21 protein-coding genes and 1 pseudogene are annotated in these 24,125 nt (G+C 60.5%); 16 read left to right on the top strand and 6 right to left on the bottom strand.

Annotated features, from left to right (window positions below; genetic code table 11):
* Positions 1-421 precede the first annotated feature (421 nt).
* The 8 genes from E1958_RS16685 (at position 422) to parC (ending at position 8,682) form a co-directional block, all read left to right on the top strand.
* Positions 422-955, top strand: coding sequence for a cupin domain-containing protein (locus E1958_RS16685; RefSeq protein ID WP_133512876.1), 534 nt, complete (start codon positions 422-424; stop codon positions 953-955).
* Positions 956-1,214: 259 nt separating this feature from the next.
* A complete protein-coding gene (locus E1958_RS16680; RefSeq protein ID WP_133512875.1) occupies positions 1,215-2,000 on the top strand; it encodes a transposase in 786 nt (261 codons plus the stop codon).
* A 6-nt stretch (positions 2,001-2,006) separates the two neighbouring features.
* Positions 2,007-2,723, top strand: a complete 717-nt coding sequence (locus tag E1958_RS16675) for a transposase (RefSeq protein ID WP_133512874.1) — start codon at positions 2,007-2,009, stop codon at positions 2,721-2,723.
* A gap of 335 nt (positions 2,724-3,058) precedes the next feature.
* Positions 3,059-3,772, top strand: coding sequence for a 2-C-methyl-D-erythritol 4-phosphate cytidylyltransferase (gene ispD, locus E1958_RS16670; RefSeq protein ID WP_133512873.1), 714 nt, complete (start codon positions 3,059-3,061; stop codon positions 3,770-3,772).
* A 16-nt stretch (positions 3,773-3,788) separates the two neighbouring features.
* Positions 3,789-4,268 carry a 2-C-methyl-D-erythritol 2,4-cyclodiphosphate synthase gene (gene ispF, locus E1958_RS16665; protein WP_133512894.1) on the top strand — a complete coding sequence of 160 codons (480 nt, stop codon included), beginning with the start codon at positions 3,789-3,791 and terminating at the stop codon, positions 4,266-4,268.
* 745 nt (positions 4,269-5,013) lie between these two features.
* Positions 5,014-5,430 (top strand): hypothetical protein, encoded by a 417-nt coding sequence (locus E1958_RS21000; RefSeq protein ID WP_165742374.1) that lies wholly within the window; start codon positions 5,014-5,016, stop codon positions 5,428-5,430.
* A 23-nt stretch (positions 5,431-5,453) separates the two neighbouring features.
* Positions 5,454-6,332, top strand: a complete 879-nt coding sequence (locus tag E1958_RS16655; protein ID WP_133512872.1) for a Dabb family protein — start codon at positions 5,454-5,456, stop codon at positions 6,330-6,332.
* A gap of 97 nt (positions 6,333-6,429) precedes the next feature.
* Entirely contained in the window at positions 6,430-8,682 is a 2,253-nt protein-coding gene (gene parC / locus E1958_RS16650) for a DNA topoisomerase IV subunit A (protein WP_133512871.1), read from the top strand.
* Between the two features lie 413 nt (positions 8,683-9,095).
* Here parC and E1958_RS16645 read toward each other — a convergent pair whose 3' ends face one another.
* A complete protein-coding gene (locus tag E1958_RS16645; RefSeq protein WP_207787969.1) occupies positions 9,096-9,437 on the bottom strand; it encodes a LysR substrate-binding domain-containing protein in 342 nt (113 codons plus the stop codon).
* 99 nt (positions 9,438-9,536) lie between these two features.
* On the opposite strand from E1958_RS16645, the gene E1958_RS16640 reads away from it, so the two are divergent.
* Complete coding sequence (locus E1958_RS16640; protein ID WP_133512869.1) at positions 9,537-10,727, top strand: YbfB/YjiJ family MFS transporter; 1,191 nt, start codon at positions 9,537-9,539, stop codon at positions 10,725-10,727.
* Entirely contained in the window at positions 10,715-10,918 is a 204-nt protein-coding gene (locus E1958_RS16635) for a tautomerase family protein (RefSeq protein ID WP_133512868.1), read from the top strand. Before E1958_RS16640 ends, E1958_RS16635 begins: the two co-directional genes overlap by 13 nt.
* Positions 10,919-10,954: 36 nt before the next feature.
* Here E1958_RS16635 and E1958_RS22135 read toward each other — a convergent pair.
* From E1958_RS22135 to E1958_RS16615, 3 genes and pseudogenes are all read right to left on the bottom strand, one after another.
* Positions 10,955-11,147, bottom strand: a pseudogene (locus E1958_RS22135) (IS481 family transposase); the annotation flags it as partial.
* 419 nt (positions 11,148-11,566) lie between these two features.
* Complete coding sequence (locus E1958_RS16620; protein WP_166664682.1) at positions 11,567-12,232, bottom strand: transposase; 666 nt, start codon at positions 12,230-12,232, stop codon at positions 11,567-11,569.
* Complete coding sequence (locus E1958_RS16615) at positions 12,190-12,537, bottom strand: IS110 family transposase (protein ID WP_166664681.1); 348 nt, start codon at positions 12,535-12,537, stop codon at positions 12,190-12,192. The genes E1958_RS16620 and E1958_RS16615 overlap by 43 nt, the downstream gene beginning before the upstream one ends.
* Positions 12,538-12,574: 37 nt before the next feature.
* On the opposite strand from E1958_RS16615, the gene E1958_RS20495 reads away from it, so the two are divergent.
* Positions 12,575-12,925, top strand: coding sequence for a hypothetical protein (locus E1958_RS20495; protein WP_165742380.1), 351 nt, complete (start codon positions 12,575-12,577; stop codon positions 12,923-12,925).
* Positions 12,926-13,066: 141 nt separating this feature from the next.
* Here E1958_RS20495 and E1958_RS16610 read toward each other — a convergent pair whose 3' ends face one another.
* Positions 13,067-14,809 (bottom strand): pilus assembly protein, encoded by a 1,743-nt coding sequence (locus tag E1958_RS16610; protein WP_133512865.1) that lies wholly within the window; start codon positions 14,807-14,809, stop codon positions 13,067-13,069.
* 571 nt (positions 14,810-15,380) lie between these two features.
* The gene (locus tag E1958_RS16605; protein ID WP_089728609.1) at positions 15,381-15,890 is read right to left on the bottom strand and encodes a pilus assembly PilX family protein; all 510 of its coding nucleotides are present in this window, start codon (positions 15,888-15,890) and stop codon (positions 15,381-15,383) included.
* A 189-nt stretch (positions 15,891-16,079) separates the two neighbouring features.
* On the opposite strand from E1958_RS16605, the gene E1958_RS16600 reads away from it, so the two are divergent.
* From E1958_RS16600 to E1958_RS16585, 5 genes are all read left to right on the top strand, one after another.
* Complete coding sequence (locus E1958_RS16600) at positions 16,080-18,956, top strand: valine--tRNA ligase (RefSeq protein WP_133512864.1); 2,877 nt, start codon at positions 16,080-16,082, stop codon at positions 18,954-18,956.
* Positions 18,957-19,400: 444 nt separating this feature from the next.
* Complete coding sequence (locus E1958_RS16595) at positions 19,401-20,294, top strand: NAD(+) kinase (RefSeq protein WP_133512863.1); 894 nt, start codon at positions 19,401-19,403, stop codon at positions 20,292-20,294.
* 9 nt (positions 20,295-20,303) lie between these two features.
* Complete coding sequence (gene recN / locus E1958_RS16590; protein WP_133512862.1) at positions 20,304-21,974, top strand: DNA repair protein RecN; 1,671 nt, start codon at positions 20,304-20,306, stop codon at positions 21,972-21,974.
* Between the two features lie 507 nt (positions 21,975-22,481).
* On the top strand, positions 22,482-22,652 hold the full coding sequence (locus tag E1958_RS20490) for a hypothetical protein (RefSeq protein WP_166664680.1): 171 nt from the start codon (positions 22,482-22,484) through the stop codon (positions 22,650-22,652).
* A 268-nt stretch (positions 22,653-22,920) separates the two neighbouring features.
* The gene (locus E1958_RS16585) at positions 22,921-23,550 is read left to right on the top strand and encodes a PDDEXK family nuclease (RefSeq protein ID WP_133512861.1); all 630 of its coding nucleotides are present in this window, start codon (positions 22,921-22,923) and stop codon (positions 23,548-23,550) included.
* Positions 23,551-24,125 lie beyond the last annotated feature (575 nt).

Below are 24,125 nucleotides of genomic sequence, written 5' to 3'. Positions count from 1 at the left end.
CGGCCGGTAAATTCAGAACCACCGCGCTCGCCGCATCCTACGGGCTGTGGCCCGATGCCGGCGTCTTATAATGCAACCTACACTCAGATTACCTCCTGCGCTGCCGGCCCGCGCGGACCTCGCTTTGCCGGTGGGTTGCGTCAGGAGTGGCCCCCGTTGGATTGAGTATGGGAAAAGAAAGCCGGTCGTTCAATATAGAGAATACATGGGTAGTGGTTAAGGTCTAAATGGAAACATCGCCACTAGCAGTGGGTTTGGCACGCCACAAGCTGCACCCCCTCTCCCCCCGGGAGAGGGCCGGGGAGAGGGGATCAAATGAAGAAAGGGGGCATAATGAACCGCTCTACGCTAACCATTTAAAAATTTACCACTACCAATACATGAAGCTTGTCTATCGGCACTCTGAACCTGATTGAGAAACATGGGATCAAGAATAAGTACTCCACAACAGATTATCGATTTTCTCGGGTTAGAGCCGTTGCTGTTTGAAGGGGGATACTGCAAAGAAACCTACCGCAGTCGCTCGATCTTGACCCCGGATTGTCTGGAGAACAAATACCCGGACGAGAGAAATGTATCCACAGCTATCTTTTACTTGTTGACACCGGATACCTGCTCCATCTTACATAGGCTGAAAGGGGACGAAATATATCACTTTTATATCGGAGATCCGGTTGAGTTGCTTGCGCTTGGGCCATATGGAAAAACGGAGCGGCATATCCTGGGACACGAAATAGAAAAATCCATGAAAGTACAATTGTGTATCAAGGGCGGTTGGTGGCAAGGTTCCCGCTTGCTGGATGGAGGACGATTCGCTTTGATGGGCACGACAATGGCCCCTGGCTTCAACTTCAATGATTTCGAAAGAGGAGACAGGACTCGGTTGCTCAAAGAATACTCAAGAGAAGCGAAGTTGATAGAGGTCCTTACAGGTAAGCCGGAATTCAATATCTAGTACAGCAGTGCCGAAGTACCGATAACATCGGTTGAGTTCTTCGCGCTTGTTCCCAGGCTCCAGCGTGGGAACGCTGTCTTGTCCGCTCCCGCGGACTCAGCTCCTCGGTGCTGATCGGCGTTGGCGGTTAGCCTACCGAGGCGCTTAATCGACGCCGGAGCGTCGGGACCTGCTCCCACGCTGGAGAGATTGTGAAAGAATTCGCCGTTGGTGGTGAACATAAACACTCGGTCGAGATCAATTCGGTAGGTTGACATTGATGGCGAGACGATACAAGCAAGGCACAGCCCGTAGCCAGGAAGCCCTGCTGCCGCCACGGGTGGAAGATTACGTCAGCGAGTTCAGTCTGGTGCGGGCCATCGACGCCTACGTCGACCTGCTTGACCTGGAAGCGTTGGGCTTTACCAATACCGCGGGCGATCTCACTCCCGGTCAACCGGCGTTCGCTCCGGGCCTGCTGCTCAAACTTTATGTTTACGGTTATCTCAACCGGGTGCGCAGCTCCCGGCGTCTGGAGCGTGAGTGCCGGCGCAACCTGGAGTTGAGCTGGCTGCGGGAGGGATTAGTCCCGAGCTGCCGCACCAGCGCTGAGTTTCGACGGGTCAACGGGAGCGCGTTGCGGGCGGCCAACCGTGATTTCATCGTGCTGTGCCAAGAACTCGAGCTGCTGGGCAGAGAAACCATCGGCATCGACGGCTCGTTTTTCCATGCCAGCGCCAGTGACGCCAGCATCACGACCAAGAAGAACTTGCAAGCCGAACTGAAGAAGCCCGAACGTGATCTGGAGGTCTACACGCAGGAGCTGGATGCCAACGATGCGCAGGAAAACCAAGCCGGTGACGGGTTAGGTGAAGACCCCGAGCTGGCGCGCAAGCTGGATGAACTCAAGGCGCGCCAAGCGCGCAAGCAGGCACAACTCAAGCAACTGGAAGCGAGCGGTGAGACCCAGTTGTCACGGACCGACCCCGATGCACGGTCCTTGAGCAAGGGCAAACAACACGTCACCGGCTACAATGTGCAAAGCGGCGTCGATGGGAAACACTAACTCATTGTGCATCACGAAGTCACCAACGCTGGGGACGATCAGAACCAGCTCAGCCGTCAGTGCCGGCAGAGCATGGAGGTGCTCGGGGTGGAGAACCTGACCGCGGTTGCCGATGCGGGCGACTACAGCGAGGCCGAGTTGGCCGCTTGCGACGCCGCCGGTGCCACTGTCTACGTCCCGATCCCGGACAAACATAAAGCCGTCACGGGCCAAGGTCGCCTCAGTGGGAAAGACTTCCAGTACGACCAAACCAATGATGTCTATCTCTGCCCCGCTGGTGAGGTGCTCTCCGCGTGCGGCCAGCCGCAGCAGAAGAACGGTATCCGGCGCACCCGCTACAGCCGCCCGGCCAGTCAGTGCCACAACTGCCCGCTGAAGGCGGTGTGTTGGCCCGAGTCCGGCACCCCCCGCAGTCTCTACCGTAGCGAGCACGCCGAGTTAGCCGACGCCCATCAGCAACGGATGGCCGACCAAGGGTCAGCGCGGATGCGTCAGCGTGCCGGGCTGGTCGAACATCCCTTCGGCATCCTCAAGCGTTGGTTCGGGTGGGACCACTTTCTGGTGCGTGGCTTTAAGAAGGTGCGCGGCGAGATGAGCCTGATGGTGCTTGGCTACAACCTGATCCGGGTGGTCAACCGGCTCGGCGTGGGGGCGTTCCGGGAGTCTTGCGCCCGACGCCAACAGGCGCGGCCTGTCCAGGCCGTTGTGCAACTGGCCGGATGAGACGTCACTGTCTCTTTTTATTGCCTATTTCTGTTCATGGCAACGGCAAACGCGGGTTCCGGCAGTCAGCGGCTCCGACACCGCCGATCAAGCGCCTTTACACGGTTTTCTGCGCTTCCGAAGCCCAGGAGCGCACGCGGCGGATGCCCGTGCGAATTCTTTCACAGTCTCTCCAGCGTGGGAACGCAAATGTGGCCGCTCCAGCGGACCGTGTCCCTCTGTGCCGACCTGGACCGGCTTACCTGATCGCTTGTCGACGCTGGAGCGTCGGGATTTGCTCCCACGCTGGAGCGTGGGAGCCAGCAGTATCAATCGAAACTAAGTACTAGTGAGATATGCGGGCTAGATATTGGGCGGTCATTCCCGCGGCTGGGGTCGGCCGCCGGATGGGGGCATCGGTTCCCAAGCAATACCTGGATCTAGCCGGTCGTCCCGTCATCGAGTGGTCCTTGGGGCTTTTTTTGGAGCATCCGCAAATCTCGGGGGTCTCCATTGCCCTGGACCCAGGGGATAGGTTTTGGCCCCGCACGGCCTTCGCCGACCATTCCCGGGTCCGGCGGGTGGACGGGGGGAGCGAGCGTTGCCACTCGGTGCTCAACGCCCTCGACCTTCTGGCCCAGGAAGCGGACGCGGCGGATTGGGTCCTGGTGCATGACGCGGCCAGGCCCTGTCTGCGCCGGGATGACCTGGACCGGTTGCTGGCTACCTTGCCGGACCACCCGGTCGGCGGTCTCCTGGGGATGCCGGTGCGGGATACCATGAAGCAGGCCATGGAGGATGGTGGAATAGGCCGCACCGTCCCCCGAGACACCCTTTGGCACGCCTTTACCCCCCAGGTGTTTCGGCTTGGCCTCCTGCGCCGGGCCCTGCGCACGGCCCTGGACCAGGACCGCCTGGTCACGGACGACGCCGCTGCCGTGGAGCTGCTGGGACTGGAACCCATGCTGGTCGAAGGCCACGCCGACAACATCAAGATTACGCGACCGGAGGACCTGCCGTTGGCGGATTTCTATCTCCGGCAGCAGGGGCGTCTGCACCGTGAACGATGAATGTCAACAGCCCCTCATACCGGTTCGGATCGGGCAGGGACTGGACGCCCACCGCTTCGGGTCCGGGCGACCGCTGGTTCTCGGGGGGATTCGGATCGAGCACGACCAGGGGCTCGCCGCCCACTCGGACGGCGATGTGGTCATCCACGCCCTCTGCGATGCCTTGCTGGGCGCCGCCGGTCTGGGGGACATCGGCCGCTGGTTTCCTGACCATGAAGACCAATACGCCGGCATCGACAGCCGCGTCCTGCTGCGGCGGGTAATGGATGCCCTGAGCGAACGCGGATTCGGCGTGGGCAATGCGGACCTGACCATCGTTGCCCAACACCCCAGGCTCGCGCCCTACATCGCAGCCATGACTGAGGTCCTGGCCGCGGATCTGTGCTGTCCGGTGGAGCGGGTCAATGTGAAGGCGACCACCACGGAACGCATGGGCTTCACAGGTCGCGGCGAGGGGATTGCCGCCTTCGCGGTTGTTCTTCTCACCGAGTCCTGAAATCCATTCATGTATCTTGGATCGCAAAGACGCGATCATGCTAGATTGACGTTGATATAGCGTCGGAAAAATAGATGTCGGTCCATTCCATCTGTTGGCAATATAGACGACCTAATAGGTCCGGTTACGCTTTGCGTTAGGTCTCACAAGCCCCTGGTTGCGACATGGTAGTATTATTTCTTTTCCATAACTGAGGAAACCTCCATGAAAAGGAAGTAATCACGAAATTGCATTCTAATTTTGAGCACATCGTCAAAGTGGAAGATGAAACTGGCGTGGAATTCTGGTTGGCACGCGACCTGCAAGATCTTCTTGGTTACGCTAGGTGGGAGAATTTTATCAAAGTTGTTTCGAAAGCGAAAACATCTTGTATAACCGCAGGTTACGATGCTGACGACCATTTTCTTGATGTCACGAAAATGGTTACCCTCGGGTCCGGTGCTCAACGGAGATCGCCGATGTCGCGCTTACCCGGTATGCCTGCTACCTGATCGCACAAAACGGGGATCCATCAAAAGACGAAATTGCATTTGCACAAACATATTTCGCAGTACAAACCAGAAAACAGGAGCTAATTGAAAAACGCATCGCAGAAGTAGAGAGACTTGACGCAAGAAAACGGCTCACTGCTTCCGAGAAAGAATTGTCTGGGATTATTTTCGAGAGGGTTGGGGACCAGAAAAGCTTTGGTCGCATACGGAGTAAAGGGGATACAGCTTTGTTTGGAGGGATGAACACGAAGGACATGAAGCGCAAGCTAAATATGCCAGAAAACAGAGCCTTGGCAGATTTCTTACCCATGATAACTATTAAAGCTAAAGATTTTGCTAACGAGATTACAAACTTCAATATCAAACGTGACGACTTAGCAACGGAGCACGAAATTACTGGAGAGCACGTCAGTAACAATCGAGACGTGAGAGATCTGCTAGGCAAGCGAAACATAAAACCCGAACTTCTACCACCAGAAGAAGACGCAAAGAAAGTAGAACGTAGGCTTGCAACAGAAGAAAAGAAGTTACCGAAAAGCGTTGATTCTTTTGAAAGCATTGATAACTCAAAGCGCGCTAATCGGAAGTCTGAGAAAAGAGCAGCCAAGCGTATAACAAAGGGCTCCAAGGAACGCTGGCGCTATCGCGCCTCCCCAGAGCCCAAACGTTAGCCTTCAACATATAGGTTCCTACTATGGCAATATTGAACTTATCGGATCTTGTAACGCACTCGGATGATCACCACTATAAATTGCCCGCTATTAACGTGCAATCATTGTTAGTATTGAAAGGTGCGGTTGCATGGGCTAAGAAACACGACATTCCATTCATAGTGACAATCGATGGATCCCAGGTCGAAAACGGGTTAATTCCGTCGATTGAGGAATTGCTGAGAAAAGAGGATGTAGCGTCGTCTTTCGTAGCAAGAAGGATATCTGATAAGAGTCAGGCTGTCGAGGCATTACGGAGGGGATGCCAAGCGCTGTTTTTGGAGAATAATTGCAATGAACAAGATAAGCTGGAGATAGAACGGACTGCGAGCTCCTGTGGGGTTGTCAGCAAACCGGAAGAGTCTATTGCAATCGATTTTTTGGAAATAGATAATATTGTTGAATTTGGTTCATTGGTGAAAGAGATCGAGAACGTGAGCACCTGGAATCAGCTGGAAGCGGCTGTAATAAACTCAGCTATCGATTCATTGTCAAAAATCGTTGACCAGGTAGACGCGACAGGACTGGCGGTTGATGCAAAAAGTAAATGCAAAATATATGCACCAATAGAACACCTGATTATTTACAATTCGAGCGTAAGCGACGAGCAAACGAGAAAAGCGGCACAAACAGGCACCGCGGTTTTGGATAATATTCCAGGAGTCAGAGCTACTTGGAGCGGTGAATCAGTCAGGCCAAATGCCAAGTATCGATGGTGTTGGTTAATAAGATTTGCCAATGAATCCGTGATTGCATCTTTTCGAGATCACCCTGAGCATATTGCATACGCAAATGAGCAATTTCGTCCAATAGCCGACGACAGAATAAGTATAGATTACGTCCTACTCGGCCCTGAAAGATGAGCCTGTGGTTGTCACAAACCCTTAACTTCCAGGCGAGACCACCTCGAGATACAGCCCGTGCCTACCGGTGAATGATGACTGTTCGCCGGCCCCGCGAATGATGGACATCCCCACCTACAACCACGAGGGCCTGGAGCGGATGCCGCTCCATGTGTTCAGCGAGAAGGCCTACCTGGATTACTCCATGTATGTCATCCTGGACCGGGCCTTGCCCCATGTGGGCGACGGTCTCAAGCCGGTCCAGCGGCGCATCCTCTACGCCATGTCCGAGCTGGGGTTGGCGGCCACCGCCAAGTTCAAGAAATCCGCCCGTACCGTGGGCGATGTGCTGGGCAAGTTTCACCCCCACGGCGACACCGCCTGCTACGAGGCCATGGTGCTCATGGCCCAAGCCTTCTCTTACCGCTATCCGCTCGTGGACGGCCAGGGTAACTGGGGCTCGCCGGACGATCCCAAATCCTTCGCCGCCATGCGCTACACGGAGGCGCGCCTGGCGCCCTATGCCGAGGTCCTGCTCGCCGAGGTGGGACAGGGCACGGTGGATTGGCAGCCCAACTTCGACGGCACCCTCCAGGAACCCAAGTTGTTGCCGGCGCGGCTGCCGAACCTGCTGCTCAACGGCGCCACCGGCATTGCCGTCGGCATGGCTACGGATATTCCCGCGCACAACCTGCGGGAGGTGGCCGCCGCCTGTATCCATCTGCTGGAGCGTCCCGACGCCACGGTAGCGGAGCTGATGGCCCATGTTCCGGGGCCCGACTACCCGACCGCGGCGGAGGTCGTCACCCCGCCGGAGGAGCTCGTGCGCCTGTATGAGAGCGGTGTCGGCAGCATCAGGCTGCGCGCCCGCTACGAACTGGAGCATGGGGACATCGTGATCATCGCATTGCCCTACCAGGTCTCGGGCAACCGCATCATGGAGCAGGTAGCGCAGCAGATGCAGGCCAAGAAGCTACCCATGATCGAGGACCTGCGGGATGAGTCCGATCACGAGTCCCCGACCCGCCTGGTCATCGTCCCCCGCTCGCAGCGGGTGGACGTGCCGCGGCTTATGTCCCACCTGTTTGCCACCACCGACCTGGAGCGTACCTACCGGGTCAACATGAACACGATCGGACTCAACGGCCGGCCGCGGGTCATGAACCTGCGCGAGATCCTGGCGGAGTGGCTCAGCCATCGCACCGAGACGGTGCGCCGCCGGCTACGGCACCGGCTGGACCAAGTACTCGACCGCCTGCATCTGTTGGCGGGCCTGATGATCGCCTTCCTCAACCTTGACGAGGTGATCCGCATCATCCGCACCGAGGACGCGCCCAAGACGGTGCTGATGGCCCGTTTCGCGCTCACGGACGCCCAGGCCGAGTACATCCTCAATACCCGCCTGCGCCACCTCGCTCGCCTGGAGGAGATGAAGATCCGTGCCGAACAGGCGACGCTGGCCGAGGAGCGCGACCGATTGCAGAAGATCCTCGGCAGCGAACGGCTGCTCAAGCAGCTCATCGGCGAGGAGATCCAGCAAGATGCGGACAAATACGGCGACCAGCGCCGCTCGCCCCTGGTGCAGCGCGGTATCGCCCTGGCCCTGGACGAGACCGAGCTCGCCCCCAGCGAGCCGGTGACGGTAGTCCTGTCGGAGAAGGGCTGGGTGCGTGCGGCCAAGGGCCACGAGATCGACCCCAAGGGCCTGGGCTACAAGGCCGGGGACGCCTATCTGGGCGCGGTCCGGGTTCGCAGCAACCAACCCGTGGTCTTTCTCGACGCCACTGGCCGCAGCTACTCGCTGCCGGCCCACACCTTGCCTTCGGCACGGGGACAGGGCGAACCCCTGACCGGACGTCTGGCGCCGCCCAAGGGCATCGATTTCATTGCAGTGCTCGGCGGCGAGCCCGAGGCCAAATATCTAGTCGCCTCCGATGCCGGCTATGGCTTTATCGTCACCCTGCAGGCCCTGTACGCCAAGCCCAAAGCCGGCAAGGTCGTACTCACCCTGCCCGCGGGTGCCGAGGCCCTGCCCCCGGTGCCGGTGCTGAACCTGCGCGGCGACCGCCTGGCGGCGATCACCAGCAGCGGACACCTGCTGGTGTATCCCGTCTCCGAGCTGCCCGAGCTGCCCCGGGGCAAGGGCAACAAGATCATCGGCATCCCGGCGGCCAGATCCAAGGCGCGCGAAGAATATCTCGCCGCCCTGGCGGTCGTCCCCGAGATCGCCACGCTCACTATCCGTTCCGGCAGGCGCCACTTCACCCTGAAGCCGACCGATCTGGATATCTACCAAGGAGAGCGAGGCCGGCGGGGGAAGCTGTTGCCCCGGGGCTTCCAGCGCGTCGAGTCGGTGGAAGTCGTTTGCTAGCGGGTGATGTTCTAACCTTGTTGTTGTCGGGTATAGGACGCCTTGAAAAATTCCCTCCCCAGGATCTTGCAAGGTGCCCTACAAAGCAAAACTACTCAATCACGCGAATCTGCATTCGCGTTGATTCGCGTAATTCGTCGTTTTTCTCCCGTTGGGGTTCGTTCCTTAGAGGCTGTCTAAAAATTAAGATACTGATTTTAATGCATAAAATCTGTAAATTTCACGCTCGTTCCCACGCTCCAGCGTGGGAACGCCATCTTGTCCGCTCCAGCGGACGCAGCTCTTCGGTGCTGATCGGCGTTGGCGGTTAGCCTACCGAGGCGCTTAATCGACGCTGGAGCGTCGGGATTTGCTCCCACGCTGGAGCGTGGGGAGCCAGCCGAAAATCAATGTGTTAGTTTTTAGACAGTCTCTTAGTCCAACCCAATGCCATTAATGTCGACATCACACTCGACAATCGAATCGCGCAGTGTGTTCAGCGCCGCCAGAGCCGGCATATCTCGATGGTGAATCATCACCGTAGGGACGTGTGCGATCCGGGCCGGCAATTTGGTCACACCGAGCTGTTCGGCGTAAAGGGATCGATGGACAATCCAACGTGGGATCAGTGTACAGCCGAGTCCCACGGCGACGCAGCCCAGGATGCCGTCCAGCGTGCCGAATTCCATGACCTCCGGACTTGGTCTACCGCCGTATTCCCGTAGCCAATTCAAGGCCCTGGCGCGATAAGCGCAACCGTCTCGGAATAGGATCAACGGTAGCCGAAGCGATCTGTTTGTTCCTAATAAATCATTTGTGGAGATAATAGACCCGATTTAAGCTGGCGGCATCCTTTTGTTCGCGGGTAGTTTCGAATGCGCCCTATTGCCGCAAAAATCCGGGTACAAATCGCCGGAGTCCTGGGACTTACCTTGATGCTCGGCATCGCCCGGTTCGCCTATACGCCGCTGCTTCCCCTGATGCAAACGCAAGCGGGGCTGGCGAACGATCAAGGGGCCTGGCTCGCGGGTATCAATTACCTCGGCTATATCAGTGGTGCGTTGATTGCGGCATCGACTTCGGACATGGTTTTGAAGGATCGTTTGTATCGGATCGGTATCTGGGTCGCGGTGATTTCGACCCTGGGCATGGCGCTGACTACCGATTGGCGGCTATGGGCGGTGTTCCGCTTCGTCGCCGGTCTCAGCAGTGCCGCTGGCTTGTTGCTGGGTTCGGGATTGATTCTGAATTGGCTGTTGCGCCATCACCATAAGTGTGGGCTTGGGCTTCACTTCTCCGGTATCGGCCTGGGCATCTTTGTCAGTGCCCTACTGGCCGATCTGATGTGGGACCGTCTCGACTGGCAGGCACAGTGGTTGGGATTCAGCCTCTTCGGTCTGGTATTGGCGGTGCCGGCTTGGGCTTTGTTGCCACGCCCGGAGAATACGGCCTTTACCGTCAGCGGCCAGCCGCTGGCGAGCAGGCCGCCGTCTCCCTTATATCTGCGCCTCTTGTTGGCGGCGTATTTCTGTGCTGGTATCGGCTATGTGGTCAGCGCGACCTTTATCGTGTCCATCGTCGAGCAGCAACCCGGTCTCGGAGGCCAGGGCAACCGGGTGTTTATGCTCATCGGTCTGGCCGCCATGCCGGCCAGTTTTCTCTGGGATCGGGCAGCGCGCGGAATCGGCGTGCTCAATGCACTTGCCGTGGCGTACCTGATGCAGATCGCCGGTATTGCGGCCCCTTTGATCGGCGACTCACTTGCAGGCGCCCTGATCGGTGCCCTGTTGTTCGGTGGTACCTTCGTGGGGATCGTCGGCTTGGTTCTGACCATGGCCGGGCGCTACTACCCCAGCCATCCGTCTAGGATGATGGGAAAAATGACGCTTTCCTACGGCATTGCGCAAATCTCAGCCCCGGTCTTAATCGCCCTGACTGTCGGTGCTGAAAGCGGCTACAGCCGTGGCCTGGTGCCGGCGATTGCCGCTATGGCGATCGGCTCAGGCCTGGTTCTGGGGTTAAAATCCATAGAAACGAAACGGGAGAACCAAAAGTGCCTTACGTAAACATCAAGATCACTCGAGAGGGGACAACCCCGGCCCAGAAGGCCACCTTGATTGAGGGTGTCACCAATCTGTTGCGGGATACCCTCGGGAAGAATCCGAACACGACGGTGGTGGTTATCGACGAGGTCGAAATGGACAACTGGGGCATCGGTGGTGTCCCAGTCGAGCAATTTCGATCGAAGGGCCGATAATCCAGGCGGTGGTGTTATAGCTATGTTGAGAATAGATCACAAGGATTTGATGTCAAGTCCCGCTAGATTATAGACACGTTTTTTGAAGAGGTTTGGCTGTTTTTGGGACCAGTTTTTCATCGCCTAAAGGGGGCGGGATATGGCCTAATACCTTCTGCGGGATATGCTGATTATAGACTTGGATATAGCGTTTAATGGTAGCGGCCAAATGCTCGGCTGAGTCGAAACGGACCACAGGCTCCGGCTGCTCAAGGCCAGTTAGATTTTTTGTCAGCCCAATTCGTCCTGCTCTACCAATTGTGTAAGGTACTCCAAGGCTCCATAAAGTCTGGAGAGTTTGTCAATGGTATAGTTTTCCGAATTTTGAGTAAATATATCTGCTATTAGCCTCCCAAACTGCCATAGGTTGCCGTCTGTAATGTTGCATTCGATCGGGAGGCCGTTTCTCTGGAATCTGCACTTGGTACGGCTGCGGCAGACTTGAGACACCTCGGTATTTCACCGATGCGAGTAGAGATGGATGTTCCCGAGGTAGCTATGGCGTCATAAATACGCATCGATTCCAGCTCGTAGATACTCTGTTCCAATGCAAGTCCAATTTGCCTCCTAATCCACAAAAATTCACCTCCGGTGCATAAATTGGACTAATCAGGCCGCTGCTTCAGTGGGGGAATAAAAGCGGCGGCTGTCGCAGGGTGTGCGGTTCTTGAGCATGGCCTGGATGGCGTGCAGCAGCTTGCGCATGACGGCGCAGACGGCCTGGATCTTCTTGAGGCCACGTCGTTCGATGAGGTGACGGTAGTCGGCCCTCACGTTAGGGTCGTGGCGCGCGGCGCTGAGCGCGGGCATGTAGAGGGCGGTACGCAGGTAGCGGTTGCCAGCCTTGGACAGGCGAGGCTTCTTGTTGACGCTGGGGCCGGATTGGTGTTGGCGTGGGTCGAGGCCAGCCGTGGCGACCCATTGCTGAGCGCGCCTGTCGTCAGGGAGGACTAGCCGTTCGCCGAGGAGTTGGATGGCGCTGGCGGCGGCGATACCGGTGACGCTGATGAGGAGCTCGAAGGTATGCTGGAGCTGTTCGTCGGCGGCGATGAGGTCAAGGACGCGCTGACGCAGGGCTTCGAGGTGGGCATCGAGTTGGGCGATGCTCTGGTGCAGCTCGGCGATCAGGAAGTCGGGCGTGGTGGCAGTTTGCTCCGCGGCATGGAGTTGGTTTTTGGTTTGGGTTCGGAGCTGGTTGAGGGCGGCGATGCGGCGGGCACAGGCGCGGATGGCTAGAGCCAAGGCATCGGGGCGTTGCCAGGGGGTGATGGGCATGCGCAAGGCGAATTGGGCCAGGACGGTGGCATCGACGGCCTGGCCTCGGCGAAGCGTTTGGCGGCCTTGGGGTTGATGACCATGAGCGCCAACCCGGCGTCATCCAGGGCGAGGGCCGGATCGATGTGATACCAGCCGGTGGCCTCCAGACCGACCCGGCTCACCGGTGCCTTGCACAAGACCTTGCTCAGGGCCACATGACCGGCTGGGGTATTCTTGAACTCACGGGGTTTCCCCGGCTGACCGTCACGGTCGATGACGCGGGTGATGGTTTTATGACTCACATCGATTCCGGCGACCTTCATGTTGGTTTCTCCACTCAGTAAAAACCGGTGGCTCTTTATGGATTCCGGACTGCTTTGGAGTGCGCCGGCAGAGCGGCGCGACCGCATCGAACCTCAACGACGGGGGATACCAGCGGCGCTTGCCAAGAACCTGGGCAGCGGACTCCACACGCGCCGCGGCGACGGCGCTTTCCCCTGGTCGCAACGCCTGGCCGGGGATAGATGCATCGCCAAATCCAAAGCGACGGCGGGTTTGCACTGTACCTGCCGGCACCCCCGGTTACACCAGGTAGCGTGGGTTTCTACCAATGCCGGGATAAGGTCGCCGCCGCACTCCAAAGTTTCCGCCGGACCGCTCCGGTTCGCCGCTGCCCAGGCGTCCATTGATGCGATTCGCGCCTCTTCGTGATGCCATCCTGAATTGACCAACCGCGCTCACCGCATCCTACGGGCTGCGGGCTTCATAGGGTCTACGGGCTTGGCCCCCTCTCCCGGCGGGAGAGGGGCTTTTGCGACACCCTTGGGGGGAGAGGGGCTTGGTGTGCCGAGCTCAACGCAATTGTCGCCAGGATCTTCTGCCTGTGCCGCCGGCAGTGGTCGAGCCCCCCGTATGCTCGTCCGCCGCACCGACGGGGATGCCGTGCGGTGTTTTCGCAATATCCGCACCGGATGCTCGGGCCGATAGGGTTACCGGGGTTGCGTCGCTCGGGCCGGCCGGTATCTTCAAGAAGTCGGCGTCCGAGCGTTCGCCGTCCCCGCTGACATGGAACCGGCCTGCACCGATACGCCTTCCGTTCTCGATGTCGAGCACCATCGCCCAGCCTTGACCGCCGAGCTTGCAGCGATCATTTGCTGGGATGCGGGTGGTGAAGCGGATGTGTCCGCCGCGCAATCGGGGGGTGCCGACCAGGTGTTCTCCCTGCTTCCCGCCGTTGGGTGACACCAGGTCGAGAAACCATCCTTGCCGGGTGGTCCAGTCGATGGGGTTGTCGGACATGACCCGCCAATGGTTGCCTGCTATTGTCACCTCATAGGTAATGGTTTGCCGCTGCAATCGGCTCCTGCTGCCGTGGGGCCCGCTGTCCTTTCCGTTCCCGGTCGATGTCACCGGTGTACCCTGGTCCCGGATCCCATAGAAGGATTGCACGGCAGGGTCCGGGCCAAGATTGCCGGCGCCGGCGCCGGAATGGCGTCCGGTACCGAAATAGATCAGGTAGCCGGCACCGGTGGGGTGCTGGCCGATTTCCGGCTCCAGGGTGATCGGCTGCGGGTTGCCGGCATCGTCCATGGCCCGGAACAAGGGTTGGGGGTTCTCTCTGGAGCCGTAGGCCACTTTCCAGCGTTCCGGTTGGGTGTGGGAGAGGTCGAATTTCCACAGATTCCCGTGCAGATCCCCGGCATAGGCGGCAAGGATGGTGCGCCGGTTGTCGGCCAGCAGGGCGGGTGCGGCCAAGCCGTTCGGGGTGGTGGAGGGGTCTGCCGCCCCGGTCGCTATCTCCGCGAGCAGGGTGCCGTCGGACACGTCCAGGACGTAGAGTACCGCTCGCCCCTCCGCGCTGTCGTAACCATTGCCGAAGACCGCCGCCCAGGTGCCGTCCCGCATCCTGGCGACGGTCCCCCGGTGGAGCGGATAGCCCAGGTGTGGAAGCTCCGCATCCGTGCGCTCCCACAGGAGGTTCTGCTTGGAGAAGCCGTCCGGGGTGGTGATATCGAGGGCGAAGACCGACTTCCCTTGCGCCCCCGGCGAACCGATCAGCACCGTCCGCCAGGCGCCATCGATGTAGGCGTCCCCAAAGTTCGGCGAATGCTTATGGCGTTGGCCCGGTGAGGTGGGGTCGGGCAACCTCCGGGGCAGGCGAGTGGGAATAAAGACGAACCGCTCGCTTCCGGTGTCGGCGTCGAAGGCCTGTAGCCTGCCGTCGTTCGTACTTAGGTAGAGCATCTTCCGGCGTCCGCGATTGGAGGCACGATATGCTTGATAGCTGTCTCGAGCGGCTAGGTCCGTCAGCAGGCGTGCATATCCGAAATCGGGATTATGGACGTAGACCGGATCGGAGTCGGCAAGGCCACTCGGTAGCTTGCCGCAGTCCTGGGAGCTGCCGCCATGCCGGATTGCGCGGCCCTGATCGCCGTGGGGGACCTGGCTATCCCGAGCTGCCGCCGGTGCGAATGCGGGAGGATCGGAAACGGGTAGGGATGGCTGCGCGACGGCAGGTCTTCCGAGTGCCGCGGCAAACAGGGCAACCAGTACGGCAGTGCCGGAGTACCGATAGCGTCGGTTGAGTTCTGCCATTGGAAATTTGGTAGTGGTAAATTTTTAACTGATAGATTGGTTGATAGCGCCCGTAGGATGCGGTGAGCGTGGTATACCGCTTTATGGATGGCATTGACGGCCGGCGCGAACCGCATCGCCGGAGGGCCCGTGCCCGACATTGCGCACGCGCTTTCGGGATTCGATTACGGGCACCTTTTCCGTCAACGGCATGCTTGAATAAGCAACGGGTTAGTCCATCGATGCGGTTCGCGCCTCCTCGTGGTGCTATCTTGTAAGACCTACCGCGCTCACCGCATCCTACGGCACTAACCACGAAAGATACGCAAAGACACACAATTGTCATCCCGACGAAGGAGGGATCTTTTCGGGCTCTTTCGTGCTCTTTCGTGCTCTTTCGTGCTCGTGTTAGGTTACGGCGCGTTCAACGTTGTTTGTGTTTTTCGGGATCAAGCAGCATGCCTAACCCAATCTACGCCCAAGGCGAGGTCGGCGCAGACAGGCAGCATGTCAAATATAAACATCCCGTAAATCCTGTGTAATCCTGTAAATCCTGGCCTATTCGGGGTTCGCGACAAATCATTCAGGATCGCTACCGCTGCACCGTACTCTGTAGGATCACCAGGGCCGTACCGCTGCCTCCCGTCGAGCGGGCGGTCACTCGGAACAGATCCGGCTCCGGCAGTGGGCCGAATTTCCGACTCTCGGTGGCCGCGGGGGGGAACGCTTCGATAACGTACCGTGGTGGTTCCTTGAGCCCGGCCAGGGTCGTGCCGGCTGGCCGGGAATGGTGCGTCCAGTCGTATTTGCTCCAATAGGCCGCGCTGCCCGGACTGGCTAGCTGGCCGATCAGTCCCGGTACGGAACCGTCGAACGGGGGTAGGTCCGCTTCCTGCAGGTAGGCCTCGGCGTCCCGCAGCGCCGCCTCCGCCCCCTGGAAGGCCAAGCTGCGGTCACGGAAGTTTCCGGCCATCCGTTCCTCGACCTGAGCGATCCGCATCCCGGACAGGCCCAGCAAGGTCAATGCCGTCAGCACGATCAGGCCGACGATCAAGGCCGCGCCGGTCTGTCCGGTTGTTAGTTCTGCTGTCTCACATTGCACGGTAAATCACTGGACGCACAGCAACGCGCTGCGTCTGAGGCGGTTCAAATTACACAAGCGGTTGCTTTATATCTATTTATTATTATTCGGTTGCCCTGGACAGCCGGCGACCGGTAGCTGGTAGCTGGCAGCAGGTGCCCTATAATGCCCCGTCTACCACGGCGCCCTGAATGACTCCGAGACCCACCTATGCTGGACAAGAACTACGACCCCCGGACCCTGGAGAAGACCTGGTACCGGACCTGGGAGGACCAAGGCTACTTTGCTCCCACTGCCGGCGCGCCCAGCGTCGGGCCGGGCGCCGGGGCGAGCGGCTACTGCATCATGATCCCGCCGCCCAACGTAACCGGTAGTCTGCACATGGGCCATGCCTTTCAGGACACCATCATGGACGCCCTGATCCGCTATCACCGTATGCAGGGCAAATCGACCCTCTGGCAGGCGGGCACCGACCACGCAGGTATCGCGACCCAGATGGTGGTCGAGCGTCTGCTCGAGGCCGAGGGAAAGACCCGCCATGACCTGGGCCGCGACGCCTTTACCCACCGGGTCTGGGCCTGGAAGGCCGAGTCCGGCGGCACTATCACCCGGCAGCTGCGGCGCCTGGGGGCATCCCTGGACTGGGAGCACGAGCGCTTCACCCTGGATGAGGGGCTCTCCGGCGCGGTGCGCGAGGTCTTCGTGCGCCTGTTCGAGGAGGGGCTCATCTACCGTGGCAAGCGCCTGGTCAACTGGGACCCGGTGCTCCACACCGCCGTCTCGGACCTGGAGGTCCTGTCCGAGGAGGAAAACGGCCACCTGTGGGATCTGCGGTATCCCTTGACCAACGGCCAGGGCCACATGGTGGTCTCTACCACCCGCCCCGAGACCATGCTGGGGGACTGTGCGGTGGCCGTGAATCCGCAGGACGAGCGCTACCGCCACCTGATCGGCGAATTCGTTCAGCTGCCCCTCACCGGCCGGCGCATCCCCATCATCGCCGACGTCCACGCCGACCCGGAACTCGGCACCGGCTGCGTCAAGATCACCCCCGCCCACGACTTCAACGACCACGAGGTCTGGCTGCGACATCGGGACGAGACCGCCATCGCCGAACAGGCCCACGGCGGACTCATCAATATCTTTACCCCCGATGCGTCCATCCGCGCGAATCTGCCGGAGGAGGGCGAGCTCATACCCACCGCCTACATCGGACTCGACCGCTACGTAGCCCGTCAGCGCATCCTCACCGACCTGACGGACCTGGGCCTGCTGGCGCAGACCCAGGAGCACCGGCTTCAGCAGCCCCGGGGCGACCGCTCGGGGGCCGTCATCGAGCCTTATCTCACCGACCAATGGTACGTCAAGATCAAGCCGCTGGCGGACCCGGCCATCGCCGCGGTAGAGGACGGGCGCGTCCGCTTTGTCCCGGACAACTGGAAGAACACCTATTTCGAGTGGATGCGCAACATCCAGGACTGGTGCATCAGCCGCCAGATCTGGTGGGGCCACCGCATCCCCGCCTGGTACGACCGGGAAGGCAATATCTACGTGGGTCGCTCGGAGCAGGAGGTGCGTGAGCGTCACGGCCTGGCGCCCGACTTTCCCCTTGAGCAAGATCCGGATGTGCTCGATACCTGGTTCAGCTCCGCCCTGTGGCCCTTTTCGACCCTGGGCTGGCCGGAACAGACACCACGCCTGGAGGCCTTCTATCCCACCTCGGTGCTGGTCACCGGGTTCGACATCATCTTCTTCTGGGTCGCCCGCATGATCATGCTGGGACTCAAATGCATGGGGGACGTGCCCTTCGACGAGGTCTACATCCACGGGCTGGTGCGGGATACCCACGGCGAGAAGATGTCCAAATCCAAGGGCAATGTGCTCGACCCCATCGACCTGATCGACGGCATCGAGCTGGAGTCCCTGGTGGAGAAGCGCACCCAGGGCATGATGCAGCCCCACCTGGCCGAGAAGATCGCCGCCATAACCCGCCACGACTACCCGCAGGGGATCCCCGGATTCGGCGCCGACGCCTTGCGCTTCACCTTTGCGGCACTCGCCTCCACCGGCCGGGACATCAAGTTCGACCTGGGCCGGATCGAAGGCTACCGCAACTTCTGCAACAAGCTGTGGAACGCCTCGCGCTATGTGCTCATGAACACCCAGGGCGAGGATTGTGGCCTGACTGGGAGTAGCACCGGGGACGACATCCGGCTCAGCGCCGCTGACGGCTGGATTCGCTCCCGCCTGCAGGACACCATCACCGCGGTGAACGAGGCGATTCAGAGCTATCGCTTCGACCATGCCGCCCAGGCCATCTACGACTTCACCTGGAACGCCTTCTGCGACTGGTACCTGGAGCTGTCCAAGCCAGTGCTCACCGACGCCCAGGCCACGGCGGCGGCCAAGCGAGGCACGCGCCGCACCCTGGTCCGGACCCTGGAGACCCTGCTGCGACTCGCTCACCCCCTCATCCCCTTTATCACCGAAGAGATTTGGCAGAAGATCAAACCCCTGGCCGGAATCGAGGGCGACACCATCATGCTGGCCCCCTTCCCCGGCGCCGACCCCGACCTCATGGACCCGGACGCGGAATCCGAGCTAGGCTGGGTCATGCAATTCGTCCTGGGCGTGCGGCGGATCAAGGGCGAGATGGACATCCCACCCGGCAGGCCCCTACCCGTCCTGCTGCAGAACACCTCCGACCAGGACCTGGCACGGCTGGCGGCAAACCGCAAATACCTGGACGCCCTCGCCCGCACCCAATCCATCCAGGTGCTGTCACCCGAGACGCAGGCCCCCGAGTCCGCCATCGCCCTGGTGGGCGAGATGAAAATACTCATCCCCATGGCCGGACTCATCGACCAGGAAGCGGAGCTCAAGCGCCTCGCCAAGGCGATCGGCAAGCTGGAGGCGGACCTGGAGCGGACCCGCAAGAAGCTTGCGAACCCCAACTTCATAGACAAGGCGCCGCCGGCGGTGGTCCAAAAAGAGCGTGACAAGGTCGCCGAGCAACAGACCGCGCTGGCAGAGCTGCAGGAGCAAGCGGAGAAGATCCGGGCCCTAGCATTGTTTGGTAGTGGTTAATTTATAAGTTGTAATATGACCTACAGCATTGGCTACTATGTCCCCTCTCCCTCCGAGGGCGTCGCAACAATCATTTCGAACCACAGAGAACGCAGAGCACACAGAGAAAGGAAGCGGCCAATGCTCTGTGTTCTCTGGGTCCTCTGTGGTTTAAATTTTTGCGCTCGTTCCCAGGCTCCAGCGTGGGAACGCTGTCTTGTCCGCTCCAGCGGACTTAGCTCCTCTGTACTGATCGGTGTTGGCGGTTAGCCTACCGAGGCACTTAATCGACGCTGGAGCGTCAGATCCCTCCTCCGTCGGGACCAAGTCTGCTCCCACGCTGGAGCCTGGGGAGCCAGCTGAAAATCAATATGTTAGTTTTTAGACAGCCTCTTAATCTTGCCTATACTCAGAGACAGTAAAATTGCAGCACCAACAAAGTTAATACACTACCCGGACGGATAGATGGCTAACTTCAAGACCATCGGCATCATCGGCAAGCAGGACGAGGCCCCCAAGGTGTGGGAAACCCTCGACCGGTTGGTCAAGTGCCTGCGCGCTTCGAGACGCAAGATCTTCTTCGACGACGTGGGCGGGGCCAAGGTCGCGGCGCCCAGGGAGCACATTGTCAGTCTCAGGGAGATGGGCCGGTGCTGTTCGCTGGTGATTGTGGTCGGCGGTGACGGCACCCTGCTCCACGCCGCCCGCACCATGGCGGAGTTCCAGGTGCCCCTGGTGGGAATCAATCTGGGACGCCTCGGCTTTCTGGCCGACGTGTTGCCGAAAGAGATCGAGACCAGTATCGAGCGCATCCTCGCCGGCGAGTACGAGGAGGAGCCCCGCCACATGCTGACGGCGCGGATCAGTGGCGAAGCAGCGGAGGTGGACAATTGCCTGGCCCTCAACGATGTGGTGGTCCACAGGTGGAACCCGGCCCGGGTGATCGAGCTCGAGACCTATATCGAAGGCGTCTTCGTCAACGCCCAGCATTCCGACGGCATCATCGTCGCCACCCCGACGGGCTCTACCGCCTATGCCCTGTCCGGGGGCGGCCCGCTGCTGCATCCGGCCCTGGATGTGCTGGCGGTGGTTCCCATCTGTCCCCACACCCTGAGCAACCGGCCACTGGTGGTTGCCGGCGACAGCCACATCGAAATCCGCATCGGGGAACAGGATCGGGACCAGGTCAGGGTCACCTGCGACGGACTCACGGCCTCACAGCTCAAAGCCCCCGCTCGGGTCTTCATCAACAAGGCCCCATGGCCTACCCGCCTGCTCCATCTCAAGGGACACGACCACTACAAGCTCCTGCGCGCCAAGCTGGGTTGGGGGGGACGTCCCCCGTGCCAACCATCCTGAATCAGAGCCATGCTGACGCACATCTTGGTCAAGGATCTGGCGATCGTCAGCGGCCTCGAGCTCGACTTCGAGGCCGGCATGACGGCACTTACCGGCGAGACGGGGGCGGGTAAATCCATCCTCATCGACGCCCTGGGGCTCGTGCTGGGGGACAAGGCCGACGCCCAGCTGGTGCGCGCCGGCTGCGAACGGGCGGAGATCATCGCCGGGTTCGACCTGCGGGCCTGCCCCGAGGCCCAGGACTGGCTCGCCGACCAAGACCTGGACGCGGGTGACGAATGCCTGGTGCGCAGACTCCTCATGCGCCAAGGGCGCTCCCGGGCCTATATCAACGGCCACCCGGCCACCGGGGCCCAACTGCAGGGCCTGGGCGAACGCCTGGTCGATATCCACGGCCAACACGCCCATCAATCCCTGCTCCGGGCGGCACACCAACGGGACCTGCTCGACGACTACGGCGGCACCGGCGATCTGGCGGCCCAGGTGGCCGACCGGTATCGGACCTATCGCGACCATGACCAGCGGCTGGGTCGCCTCCGGGCCGAGAGCGCCGATCGGGCCGCGCGCCTGGAGCTGCTGCGCTACCAGGTGGAGGAGCTCGCGGACCTGGGTCTGGACGCCGGCGAAATCCGCGCTCTGGACCAAGAACAGAAACGGCTCGCCAATCTGGGAGAGCTCCAGGGCACGACCGGCCGCCTGCTGCAACGGCTGTACGAAGGCGAACCCTCGCTGCACGCCGAGCTGAGCCACGCCGGTACTGATCTGGAGACCCTGAGCAACCTGGACGCACGCCTGTCCGCGACCCGCGAGCTGGTGGAAGGCGCCGCCATCCAGGTCGAGGAGGCGGCGGCCAACCTGCGCCGCTATCTGGACGAGCTGGACCTGGACCCAGGGGTCCTGGAGCAGGTAGAGCGACGCCTCACCCAGGTCCACGACCTGGCCCGCAAGTACCGGGTGCCCCCGGACCGAATCCCCGAGACCCTTCAGGCCATGCGCGAGGAGCTGGAGGCCCTGGAACGCGACGACACGGCCTTGGAAACCCTGGCCGGGGAGCGCGACCAGGCGCGCGCGGCATTTCTCACCGCCGCCGAACAGCTCAGCGACGCCCGCTCCCAGGCCGCGCAAAGGCTCTCCGAGACGGTCACCAAGGCCATGCAGGGGCTCGGGATGGGCGGCGGACGCTGTGCGGTGGAGGTCACCAGGGTCCAGCCCGAGGCGGCCACCGCCCAGGGGCTCGACCGGGTGGAGTTCCTGGTCAGCGCCAACCCGGGCCAGCCCATGCAGCCCCTGGCAAAGGTAGCCTCCGGGGGCGAGCTGTCCCGGATCAGCCTCGGCCTGCAGGTCGCCACCGCCGAGTGCGGCGCGGTGCCGACCCTGGTCTTCGACGAGGTCGATGTAGGGATCGGGGGCGGCGTGGCCGAGATCGTCGGCAGCCTGCTGCGCACCCTGGGCGGGGCGCGCCAGGTCCTCTGCGTCACCCACCTGCCCCAGGTGGCGGCCCAGGCCCACAACCACCTGCTGGTCCGCAAGCTTACCCGCGACGACCAGACCTACACCGCCATCGAAAACCTGGGAGCAGCGGAACGTGTGGACGAAGTAGCGCGCATGTTGGGAGGCCGGGAGATCACCCGCAAGACCCTGGACCATGCCCGAGAGATGATCGAGCGTTCCCAGCGTTGAGTCTGGAAAAAGAACTGACAGCCCACCGCCTCGGTACAGGAACCGAAATCGCGTTCGCCTTTTAAATCAGCAGATTACGAAGATTTCCGCAGATGAAGAAAAAACAATCTGTGAAAATCTGCGTAATGTCGGAGTCCCGAGTGATCATATACCGAGGAAGAGCTATCCGCTGTTGCAGGTGAGAGCGGTTTTACGCTTGCTTGCGGGGGAGGAAAAGGAGGAGCGCGCGAAGGCAGGCGGGAGATAGGGCCACAGTGCATGACCTCATTTGTTCAAAAAGAAAAAATCTATAATCTGGTGGGACTTGACAGTTAAGCCTCAAAGCCCCTCTCCCGGCGGGAGGGTATCGCAAAAGCCCCGCTCCCGGTCTCTGGTTCCCACGCAGCGCCTGGGAACGAGAAAACTCAGCCCGACCTGATGACCATTTGGACCGGCAACTCGGCATTCAGGTTTTACCCGATAGCCAGAAGGGCCAACGGAATATCGGTAGTCCCGGGAGCCGACAGAATGTCGGCGGTCCCAGGGGCCGACAAGATGTCGGCGGTTCCGGGGACGCGAGTCCGGCTGGGACCGTCGTCTTTCAGACGGCTTACGGACCCCATCACCAGCTGGCGGCAACGCTCAGAGCAGACGCCCTCTGGGCCGCACCGGATAACGCCGGACAGCCGGCAGGTTTGATTCCCGTGTATACGAATGGTGGACATCGGCCCGATGCTCTCCGCGGCGCGGAGCAACCAGCTTCCCACGCAGCGCATGGGAACGAGAATGACCGCGTCGGGCCTCACCTTTTACGACACCCTCGGCGGGAGAGGGGTTGGGGTGAGGGCGAAAAAAACAGCGCACGATCGATCACAAACCGCGTCGGTAACGCTTAACTTAATGGCATTGAGTTGGTAGCCGGCGACTGAAAACTCACCTCTTGCCACCCAGGGTTGCTCCCGCTAGATTGTCCCGAATCGACACCTTCCTGTACCCTGGACCCATGACCCAAGCAGGGATAGAACAAGCCGTCGAGTCGATCTGGACCCTGTTCCGGGAAACCGACCGGCGCCTCGATCAGCGTATCGCAGAAACCGACCGGCGTTTCGAGGCAACGGAGCGGGAAATCCAGGCCCTTTCGGCCCAGACACGAGCGGCCGAGAACCTCTTCATCGGCAAGTGGGGCCGGTTACTCGAGGCCTTGGTGCGGCCGGGGGTGGCCGAGCTGTTTCGGGTCCGGGGGATCGATGTCAACCGGACCCTGGAGCGGATACGAGCACGTCAGGGCGGAGAGGAGATGGAAATCGACCTGCTGCTGGTGAACGGTGATGCCTTGGTCGTGGTGGAGGTCAAGAGCACCCTTAAGGTGGAGGATGTACGCAAGCTCCTCAAAGACCTGGAGACCTTCCTGAAATTTTTCCCTGAATACCGGGGCTATCGCCGCTTCGGGGCAGTCGCCGCCTTGGCAATCGATGAATCTGCGGACCGCTATGCCTATCGCCACGGGCTGTTCGTGCTGACCATGGGGCGCGAAGGGCTGGTCACCCTGCGCAATGATGACGCCTTCCAGCCGCAGGATTTTGCCATTGGTCCTTAGTAATGCAGGATGCGGTGAGCGCCTGCCTGCCGCCTCAGGACCGCTTTGCCTGTGCCGGCCTATTACCCCACCACCCCAGGGATGGGTCAGGCACGGCAGGTAAGGGGCAGGCAGCGAACCGCATCACAGATTCGAAGCGATTTTCCCGGCCGAAAATGCTCCGTCCCAAGGCCACCATCATCATATTGAGCATGGGAAAAGGTATCTTGCATCCGCAAATCGCGCAGATTTTCACAGATACTTGCGTTCTTTGACTGTGCAACAGGCGGTGGGCACAGCCCACCCTACTCTGCGCAATCTACGGATTCAAAACGCTCATGCGACCGGGATGTCTGGGAGGGGCAGGGGATATAACCCAACCCTATGTGCTGTAGCCGCCTGAGAGGCTGTCTAAAAACTAACCTATTGATTTTCTATCGGCATTGATTTTCGCTGGCTCCCCAGGCTCCAGCGTGGGAGCAAATCCCGACGCTCCAGCGTCGATTAAGCGCCTCGGTAGGCTAACCGCCAACGCCGATCAGCACCGAAGAGCTGCGTCCGCTGGAGCGGACAAGATGGCGTTCCCACGCTGGAGC

The sequence above is a fragment of the Candidatus Thiosymbion oneisti genome (assembly GCF_004359955.1).
GTDB classification, from domain to species: Bacteria; Pseudomonadota; Gammaproteobacteria; order Chromatiales; family Chromatiaceae; genus Thiosymbion; species Thiosymbion oneisti.
The sequence above is the reverse complement of the archived record's forward strand: the minus strand, read 5'-3'. Positions and strand labels throughout refer to the sequence as shown.

Coding starts and splice junctions, on each gene's coding strand:
- E1958_RS16685 (WP_133512876.1), top strand. CDS start 422: ATGGGATCAAGAATAAGTACTCCACAACAGATTATCGATTTTCTCGGG.
- E1958_RS16680 (WP_133512875.1), top strand. CDS start 1,215: ATGGCGAGACGATACAAGCAAGGCACAGCCCGTAGCCAGGAAGCCCTG.
- ispD (WP_133512873.1), top strand. CDS start 3,059: ATGCGGGCTAGATATTGGGCGGTCATTCCCGCGGCTGGGGTCGGCCGC.
- E1958_RS21000 (WP_165742374.1), top strand. CDS start 5,014: ATGAAGCGCAAGCTAAATATGCCAGAAAACAGAGCCTTGGCAGATTTC.
- E1958_RS16655 (WP_133512872.1), top strand. CDS start 5,454: ATGGCAATATTGAACTTATCGGATCTTGTAACGCACTCGGATGATCAC.
- parC (WP_133512871.1), top strand. CDS start 6,430: ATGATGGACATCCCCACCTACAACCACGAGGGCCTGGAGCGGATGCCG.
- E1958_RS16640 (WP_133512869.1), top strand. CDS start 9,537: ATGCGCCCTATTGCCGCAAAAATCCGGGTACAAATCGCCGGAGTCCTG.
- E1958_RS16620 (WP_166664682.1), bottom strand. CDS start 12,232: ATGCCCATCACCCCCTGGCAACGCCCCGATGCCTTGGCTCTAGCCATC.
- E1958_RS16615 (WP_166664681.1), bottom strand. CDS start 12,537: ATGAAGGTCGCCGGAATCGATGTGAGTCATAAAACCATCACCCGCGTC.
- E1958_RS20495 (WP_165742380.1), top strand. CDS start 12,575: ATGGATTCCGGACTGCTTTGGAGTGCGCCGGCAGAGCGGCGCGACCGC.
- E1958_RS16610 (WP_133512865.1), bottom strand. CDS start 14,809: ATGGCAGAACTCAACCGACGCTATCGGTACTCCGGCACTGCCGTACTG.
- E1958_RS16600 (WP_133512864.1), top strand. CDS start 16,080: ATGCTGGACAAGAACTACGACCCCCGGACCCTGGAGAAGACCTGGTAC.
- E1958_RS16595 (WP_133512863.1), top strand. CDS start 19,401: ATGGCTAACTTCAAGACCATCGGCATCATCGGCAAGCAGGACGAGGCC.
- recN (WP_133512862.1), top strand. CDS start 20,304: ATGCTGACGCACATCTTGGTCAAGGATCTGGCGATCGTCAGCGGCCTC.
- E1958_RS20490 (WP_166664680.1), top strand. CDS start 22,482: ATGTCGGCGGTCCCAGGGGCCGACAAGATGTCGGCGGTTCCGGGGACG.